At 56.8% G+C, this 8,172-nt stretch carries 9 protein-coding genes; 7 read left to right on the top strand and 2 right to left on the bottom strand.

Annotated elements, in window-relative coordinates:
* Positions 1-1,108 (top strand): restriction endonuclease (locus ACFIQF_RS11790; protein WP_489672288.1); only part of this gene is annotated, 1,108 nt, incomplete at its 5' end.
* On the opposite strand, the gene ACFIQF_RS11785 is transcribed toward ACFIQF_RS11790, so the two are convergent.
* On the bottom strand, positions 1,001-1,972 hold the full coding sequence (locus ACFIQF_RS11785) for an IS481 family transposase (RefSeq protein ID WP_393943011.1): 972 nt from the start codon (positions 1,970-1,972) through the stop codon (positions 1,001-1,003). The two genes, ACFIQF_RS11790 and ACFIQF_RS11785, sit on opposite strands and share 108 nt — an antisense overlap.
* 161 nt (positions 1,973-2,133) lie before the next feature.
* Here ACFIQF_RS11785 and ACFIQF_RS11780 point away from each other — a divergent pair, with 161 nt between their 5' ends.
* Both ACFIQF_RS11780 and ACFIQF_RS11775 read left to right on the top strand, forming a co-directional pair.
* Positions 2,134-3,642 (top strand): AAA family ATPase, encoded by a 1,509-nt coding sequence (locus ACFIQF_RS11780; protein WP_393943009.1) that lies wholly within the window; start codon positions 2,134-2,136, stop codon positions 3,640-3,642.
* Positions 3,639-4,268, top strand: a complete 630-nt coding sequence (locus ACFIQF_RS11775; RefSeq protein ID WP_393943007.1) for an HNH endonuclease — start codon at positions 3,639-3,641, stop codon at positions 4,266-4,268. The genes ACFIQF_RS11780 and ACFIQF_RS11775 overlap by 4 nt, the downstream gene beginning before the upstream one ends.
* Before the next feature lie 263 nt (positions 4,269-4,531).
* Here the strand turns inward: ACFIQF_RS11775 and ACFIQF_RS11770 are convergent, their stop codons facing one another.
* Positions 4,532-4,777: a hypothetical protein gene (locus tag ACFIQF_RS11770; RefSeq protein WP_393943005.1), complete on the bottom strand. Its 246-nt coding sequence runs from the start codon at positions 4,775-4,777 to the stop codon at positions 4,532-4,534.
* Between the two features lie 139 nt (positions 4,778-4,916).
* Here ACFIQF_RS11770 and ACFIQF_RS11765 point away from each other — a divergent pair, with 139 nt between their 5' ends.
* The 4 genes from ACFIQF_RS11765 (at position 4,917) to ACFIQF_RS11750 (ending at position 8,172) form a co-directional block, all read left to right on the top strand.
* On the top strand, positions 4,917-5,156 hold the full coding sequence (locus tag ACFIQF_RS11765; RefSeq protein ID WP_393943003.1) for an AbrB/MazE/SpoVT family DNA-binding domain-containing protein: 240 nt from the start codon (positions 4,917-4,919) through the stop codon (positions 5,154-5,156).
* 219 nt (positions 5,157-5,375) lie between these two features.
* The gene (locus ACFIQF_RS11760; protein WP_393943001.1) at positions 5,376-5,738 is read left to right on the top strand and encodes a hypothetical protein; all 363 of its coding nucleotides are present in this window, start codon (positions 5,376-5,378) and stop codon (positions 5,736-5,738) included.
* Positions 5,739-5,864: 126 nt separating this feature from the next.
* On the top strand, positions 5,865-6,857 hold the full coding sequence (locus tag ACFIQF_RS11755) for a site-specific integrase (protein ID WP_393942999.1): 993 nt from the start codon (positions 5,865-5,867) through the stop codon (positions 6,855-6,857).
* A gap of 43 nt (positions 6,858-6,900) precedes the next feature.
* Entirely contained in the window at positions 6,901-8,172 is a 1,272-nt protein-coding gene (locus ACFIQF_RS11750; protein WP_393942997.1) for a hypothetical protein, read from the top strand.

Genomic DNA, 8,172 nt, shown 5'->3' with positions numbered 1-8,172 from the left:
TTCTATAGCGGGGTTTGCGGGGCTGACTCATGCAGCAAGCCTACCGCTGGAAGAGCAACGATTTATGCAACAACGCCGAAAGCTGGAAGTGAAGAACGCCGATGAGCGCAAGCAGATCGCGGTGCGCAAGTCGGTGCTGGTGAGCCCCGAATTCAAAGCCTTGTGGGACCGCATCAAGCACAAGACCACGTATCGCGTGCACTTCGACAACGAGAAACTGATCGAGAAGTGCATCGAAGCCTTGAACGACATGCCACCGGTCGCCAAGACCCGACTGCAATGGCGCAAGGCCGGCATTGAGATTGCCAAGTCTGGCGTGGGCGCCATCGAGAAGGCCGGTGCAGACACCGTCACGCTGAACGAGAACGACATCGAGTTGCCCGACCTGCTCACGGAGCTGCAGGACCGTACCCAGCTCACGCGCAAGACGATTGCACGCATCCTGACCGAAAGCACGCGCCTGAACGAATTCAAGCGCAACCCCCAGCAGTTCATCGAGCTGGCGGCCGACTCCATCAACCGCTGCAAACGTCTCGCCCTGGTGGACGGCATCAAGTACCAGCGGCTGGGTGACGACTCCTATTGGGCACAAGAACTGTTTGAAGACCCCAAGAACGTGCTGATGGGCTACCTGAACGAGCACAACGCGCGGATGAACGCCGAAAAGTCGGTCTACGAGCACGTGGCCATCGATTCAGCGGTGGAGTGGGAGTTTGCCGACCAGCTGGAGAAGAACAACGCGGTCAAGGTCTACGCCAAGCTCCCGAGCTGGTTCAAGGTGCCGACGCCCTTGGGTAGCTATAACCCCGACTGGGCTGTGTTGATCGAGCGCGATGGACACGAGCGCCTGTACTTCGTGGTGGAAACCAAGAGCAGCCTGTTCGACGAAGACCTGCGCGACCGCGAAGGCGGCAAGATCAAATGCGGCACGGCGCACTTTAAGGCGCTGGCTGTGGGTGAAAATCCGGCAGTGTATGGGAAGTTCAAAGATGTTGAAGGTTTAATTGTCGCATCCCGGATGATCATAGGGACGCTTGACGAACAAATCAGGGCGTTGAGCGTACCAGTCCTTCATGGCCTGAATGGGCGTTCTGGACTTCAGGGCTGACTGGGGCAATTGGTGGTTGTACAAGGCCACGTATCTCAACAGCGTCTGCTCCAAATCCTCTCCACTGTAGAAGCGGTGGCTTCGCAGCACATCGGCAATGCGGCCGTTGAAGCGCTCGACCATGCCATTGGTGCGAGGCGTTCTGGGCTTGGTCAGCCGGTGCTCAATGCCCAGGCTGGCGCACAGTTGATCGAACTCGTGCGCCCCAGTGGGCTGCCTGGCCCGCGAGGCAAAGAGCCGATCAGTGAACTCCTTGCCGTTGTCGGTGAGCACCTTCTGAATGCCCATCGGAGATGCCTTGTGCACGGCATTGAGAAACGCCTTGGCGCTGGCCGCCGTCTTGTTCTTCTTGATCTGCACGAACACCCAGCGGGTGGCCCGGTCGATAGCCACGAACAGGTAGCGCCGGCTGCTCTCGCCCTGCATCTGCGGCAGGTACTTCAGGTCCACGTGCAGGTAGCCTGGTTCATAGGCCTTGAACGTCTTGCTCACAGGCGCAGGCTGCGAGGGTTTGAGTTCGCCCAGGTTGCCCACACCATGGCGGCGCAAACAGCGATCCAGGCCCGAGCGGGTGGCTTTGGGGCAGATGAATTCGCGGGTGACCGCCAGCAGGTCATCCAAGGGCAGCAGCAGGGTGCGACGCAGTTCAACCACCACACGTTCTTGCGCGGGCGTGAGGGTGGTCTGCAGCCGATGCGGGGTGTGGGAGGCGTCGTGCACGCTGGTACGCCTCTTCCACTTGCGAGCCGTCTCTTCAGAGATGCCATAGCGCTGCGCCAGAGCGACCACGCTGTCAGTGCTGGACGCAATCTCGGCTCGAATCGCTGGCGTCGTTCGAGCGTTCTTGTGCAGCGCGATCATCATCAGAGGACTCCCGGGGCGAGGATTGAACGACCCAGCAGATCATCCACCAACTGGCGCATCGCCTCGCGTGCTGCCAGCAACGGGTATCTCCTGGGGTCTATGCAATCATCCGGGATGCGACATTTAATGACCCGAGCCCTGGACATGGACGGCACCACAATATGAAGACCAGTTCATTTCTTTTGCAAGCACTGACTCTGGATTTTGGCGATCAAGCTCAAATTCCCGTCACTTTTCTTGGTCCACAAGCCAATCTAAAAAGAACACACATTTCCATAGTTGCCGGCGCCAATGGCACAAGCAAAAGTAGATTGCTAGCTGTTCTTATTGAAAAGCTGTGCTCAATCGAGGCAATGCAAGACCAGGACCAGGATCAGGACAAATATAGTCGCCGGTACTCTCATCAGAGCGCATTTGGCCTTACCTGCACTGGGCTATCAACGCTCATCAATGGCTCTGACAAGTTATTGCAAGAAGGAAAGCAAGATCTCATTGGGGATGTTGGCTTACCTACACGAGTGCTGGCGCTATCGAACTTGGTAATGGATAAATTCCATTTTCCTCGCGACACAAATCGCGATACGCAATTAGAGGAACCATTTTATAGATACCTTGGAGTCCGGCAGGCGACGAACCTAACGACAACAGGCTCCGTGGAAAGATCTGTTGGTGAAGCCGTTCTACACATGGCATCGGATACTGAGAGACTTAATGCCTTCCAGGACTGGTTGCATCTGGTTTTTGGTGGCGGACGAGAATTGGCATTTCTTTTCCCACGCATCACCAAATCAGAAATCGAAAAATTTCTTAACAGAAAAGATAAGGAAGAATATGTCCTTGAACGAATGAAGCGGAGACTAGGGTCAGCCAGAAGTGCATCCACAAATGAAGCTTTCATTGTGGAAGCGACAGCGGAAATATCTTCTCTGTTTGAGTTCTTGTCACAACATCTAACGGAATATAGTCTTCCAAATAGTATTGGTAAGTCAAGGCCTGAAGCATTCTTGCGACTCGCGACATTGAGCAGTAAGGATGGAAAGACCCTCAGCTCACTCATTAAGAATTTTTCAACAGCAAGTCGTGCAGGATTTTCCGCATGGCCGTCCTTGTGTATTGAGGGGGCGCCATGGATACCATTTGGCCAACTAAGCTCTGGAGAGCAAAATCTACTTTCCGTAGGTGCCAAGCTCATTGCATATTCTCGACCAGGATGCCTCGTTGTTATCGATGAGCCTGAGGTAAGCCTAAACGTAGCCTGGCAACAGCAATACACTGAGCTAGTTCTCAAATCCCTTTCGCATGCGCCCGGAAGTCATGTATTGATTGCCACGCACTCCCCTCATTTGATTGCCAGTCTTCCAAATGGAAGCGCAAGTATTGTCCTTGCAGAAAAAAATGGCTGGCATTCGAAGTTCAAAACAATCGATGCAGCATTTGAAGGATGGGGCTCTGAATCCGTTCTTTACCAAGTACTCGGCATCCCATCAGCTTCGAGCTTTCACCTCAACAGAGACCTTGCAGTTGTCTTGAAGCATATTCAGGAGGGTGGGGAAGATAAGAAACTAATTCAAGCCTTCCTTGAAAAAATATTAAAGCTTGACTATCAGGAGACTGAACCACTTGGGCTTGTTGTTGCCGAAATCGAAAAGTATTTGGAATCACTTCAATGAAAAAGTTGGTCGTACCCGCCTACGGCTGGCGAACTGCAAAGGCTTTATTTAAATACGCGGAAACCACGAAAGCGAAAGACCCGTGGAGTGGCGGCACGAAGTTAACAAAGGAATTTAAAAAGGATGTAACGGCGCTCTTACTGGTCGAGCAGTCCAAACGATGTGCCTACTGCGGCGGGCGTCTATTTGAAAAAAGGCCACACCGCGATCACATCGCCCCAAAGGAAAAATATAGAAAGTGGATGTTCTGGCCAGAGAATTTGGTACTCGCATGTTTCGCTTGCAACACAGATTCAAAGGCCACCTTCGACCCAGTTGTCACAGAAGGGGCGACATACAGACTTACCGAATTTTCGATAGTGCACCCGTATCTGGACGAGCCGACGGATCACATTAATTACGCCGCCGATGGGCTAAGTATTCTTATCAGCCCGGTCAACAACTCCCCAAAAGGATTGAAGACAATTCAGCTCTTTGGCTTAACAGATCCTGAGCGAGCAAAACAGAGGGCAAAGGATTTGTTGCTTGACTCGGATGCTAATCATTTATATGGAAATTTCAAAGACCTATATCAGGCTGTCGTTGACCAAATTCAAAATCAGCATCTGAAAATGCGAATGACATAGACACAAAGGGGGCTTTACTGCGCGAGCGCGCATCAGCCAGCAAGATGCGCGTTCTAGACGTTTGGTCTTTGCAGAGGTACACGTACTCGATCTTTTCAGCAGGCTCCGGTGACTTAGAAACAGAACATTCCGTGCCGTGCTGCGAAACCATAGAAACTCGTCTGCTATTCCAGTTCACGACCATATTTGGAAGCACTGCTTGCGTGTACGAATGGGCAGAGTTGTAACTGCGACGGCCTGTTGGCCGCCGCACGGTTTCTGCACTATTTCTTTGCACGCGAGAACTGCCACGCGGTGTCGAAGGGCAGGATCTTGCGGATCGGAGGCAAGGGGTCGTAGTAGTCGAAAGCACGGATGCGGCCTTGGACCACGACGCGGCCGGTGTCGTAGACGTTGACGATCAGGCCGCACCAGAGGTCAAAGCGGGTGTAATGGCCCATCCGCTGCTTTTCGGTGATGTAGACCTTGTTGGCCCGGAAACGGCGTTCGATGTATTGAGCGGTGCTCATAGATAGCTCCTGGTAGATGCGGGGAATTCCGCCCGGAGCCTTTACATGACAGCACTACAGAGAAAGAAGCATGGTTGGCAAGGGCACCTGCTGCCAATTTGCAATAGCCAATGTGTATCAATGAAGTGAGTGCAACACCATGCCAAGCAAGCTGTCGAAATGGGGTAACTCGCTCGGTGTTCGAGTGCCGAGCCATATTGCCGAGCGGGCCGGTCTGCAATGCGGCGACCAGCTCTACATCCGTCTGCTCGATTCGGGCGACATTCTGGTGAGGGCGGCTCGTCCGGGCGCGGTCCCACCGGGCTACGCAGTCCCGAATGGCAGCGCGCCCACCCCTGAGGCCAAAACGTCCGATGACGGCAGCTGGGATGTGTGGTGATTTCTGGTTCGTCTGAAGCGAAGTCACACCGAGATTGCGGCCGGTTTCGCCCCGCGCTACTGTGACGACGCGGCGATGGCTGGCTTCAACTGGTCAGCCGCGCCGCACTAGCAAATCTGCCGATCGCTGCCGGTCACCTCCAAGGGCTGAGACGTTTTGTCTCAGCCCTTTGTCGTTTCTGGCGGGCAGGTTGGCGCAACCCCATCTGAAGGAAACCCCATGTCTCAAGAATCCGCCATGCCGCCGAAGGCAGGCCCTGCATCGCCTAACGATCCACTGCCCATCGCCATCCACCCGCCCGTGCTCTTCGAGTTGGGCGATGTCGTCGCCACGCCGCCCGCGCTGCGATTGATCGAAAAGCGCGGCGCAAACGTCCTCGACTTGCTGCGCCGTCACCAGCGGTGCGAGTGGGACGCCATGTGCGCGGAGGATCGCAATGCCAACTGGCAGGCTGTTTTGTCCGGCGAGTCGCGCATCTTCTCTTCGTTCGACATCGGCAAGGAAGGCGACCAGGCGGTCGTGTGGGTCATCACCGAGTGGGACCGCTCGGTCACCACGGTGCTGCTGCCCAGCTGCTACTAACCCCAAAGCACCGTCCGCAGGCCGCAGCGCAAAGTTGCGGCCAGTTCATTCCGCCGTGCCGCGTTCGCGCCGCACGGCTTTTTGTCGCTGCGTTCGTAGCGATAGCACGCACTTATCACTACCAAAATGACCACCAAAAAACCGCACGCATTGGCTGGCACCAAATCGCCAGCGTCGAGCGAAGAATCCACCGCCAGCACCGCAGCCAAAACGGCAGAGAAGCCGCCGACTGGCTCCGTGGCTGGCTACGTCGCCTCTGCCAGCTCGAAAGCCACCAAGCGGGCCTATGCCAGCGATGTGCGCCATTTCATCCAGCACGGCGGGGCCATACCGGCAACACCGGCCATGGTCGCGGAGTACTTGGCGAAGTTGGCCCCGGCCATGAAAGTGGCGACGCTGGAGCGGCGCTGCGTGTCCATCGCACAGGCCCACCGCGACCAAGGGCTGAAGTCACCGACGCGGGCCGACGTGGTCGTGGCGACCATGAAAGGCATCCGCCGCCAGCACGGCACCCGCCAGCGTGCGGTGAAGCCCATCACCCGAGACGTGCTGCTTGAGATGCTGGCCGTGCTCGATCAGCAGAAGTCACACCCCACCAAGGCAGCGCGAGACAGGGCCTTGCTGCTGGTCGGTTTCGCCGGTGCGTTCCGTCGCGCTGAGCTGGTGGCCTTGCGGGTGGAGGACGTGGCCTTCCATGAGACGCATGTGGAAGTGCTGCTGCGGTTCTCCAAGACCGATCAGTTCGGCAAGGGGCGGTCGGTGTTTCTGCCGCAGGCCAGCGGCGAGCGGTGCCCCATCAAGAGCCTCAAGGCGTGGTTGGCGGTGGCCGGCATCGAAACCGGCTGGCTGTTCCGCTCGGTGACCAAAGGCGGTGTGGTGTCTGATGACCCGCTGACGGCGCAGTCAGTGGCCTTGATTGTGAAGCGTGCTGCCAAGGCTATGGGGCGTAAACCGGAGGAGTTTTCGGGCCACAGCCTTCGCGCGGGCTACGTGACCACGGCGGCGATGGCATCGCTGCCCACCTGGCTCATCCGGGAACAGACCGGGCACCGCAGCGACGCCGTGCTGGCCCGCTACATCCGGCCGGTCGAGAAGCGGAAGATTCCGTCGCTGCTTTGACTGGTACCAGCAGAATGTAGGCCTGCGAAGAAGGGAGGGGAATTTGCAGGTCGAGCTATATACCGGGGACATCCCGTCAGTTTTTGAGCGGTTCAGTGACTTGGTCGGTGCGCAGCACTGGAAGAAGCGAGTTGACCTTCTCAAGGCCGATATCCGAGGCAACAAGCTGCTGAGGGAGCACCTGCTCCAAGAGAATGAGTTTGCTTTTGGCCTGCAGGCGGCGTCCGAACTCACGAAGAAGTATGGCCGGTTGCCCGTGCACCAGATGGACATCAGCCCGCTGTATCCGTGCATGGCCTTTGCCGCTCAGATACTGTCGATTGCTGAATCCTCCGCCGGCCCCCAGCGAGCCCAGCTGGTGCGCCGTGTTCACGGTGCACTGAAGAACCCGGATGACTTGCGCGGCATGCGCCTGGAGCTGACGGCCGCGACTCACTTCCTTCGGCGTGGTCTCGAAGTTCAATGGCCCGAAGTGACCGGGGGAGGCACGATGGATCTCCTGATCCCGGCTCTCGGACCACAAGGGCTTGAAATCGAGTGCAAATCTATCTCTGATGACAAGGGGCGCAAGATTCCCAAGCGTGACGCCTTGGATTTCTGCGCACTTGTGGCGCCCAAGCTGGATGCTCTTGGGAAAGGGCTGAAAGTAGGTGTCGCGGCTGTACTGACCCTTGATGGGCGCATGCCAGGGAACTTCTTGGAACGTCGGAAGTTGGCGGAATCATTGGTTCGTCATGTGCTGTCTGGCGTCAGCAACTGCCAGTTGGATGGGGCGAATCTGCGAATTCACGAATTCGATCCCCTTCTGCTTGGAGATGTTGGAGACGACGGGCGGCCCGTGATCTCAAGAGACCAAGTCGATACGATTACCGGGACGACAAACAGGCAGGCTCTGATCGTTGGTCGAAAGAGCGGAGGGGCTATCGTCCTGGTGCTTCAGAGCGCGCAGGACGACTCGCTGCTGACCTACACGTTTGACACCCTGTCCCGGTCGGCCAACAGGCAGCTGTCTGGACAAAGAGCCGGGATGTTCCTGGTGGGCCTCGACGGGCTGGAGGCGGAATCGTTGTTGGACCTTGCTCAGCAGGATGGAGCTGGCGATCAGCCTCCAACGGCCCTTCGCGTTCGGGTCAGTGAATTTCTGGCCAGCCACGGCCGGGACCATGTCATTGGGGTTGGGTTTATCAGCAAAGGAGGACTACGCCCCGCTGCTGGTGGTGTGACTGACAGTGGGGGCTCCGCCTATGTTTTCCCGAAACGCGAAAGTCCCTTTTGGCATGACGATTTCGCCGGGCTGTTTGCCGAGAGGGCATGA

The organism is Comamonas trifloxystrobinivorans (assembly GCF_043359985.1).
GTDB classification, from domain to species: Bacteria; Pseudomonadota; Gammaproteobacteria; order Burkholderiales; family Burkholderiaceae_C; genus Comamonas; species Comamonas trifloxystrobinivorans.
This window is presented reverse-complemented; position numbering and strand designations above follow the sequence as displayed.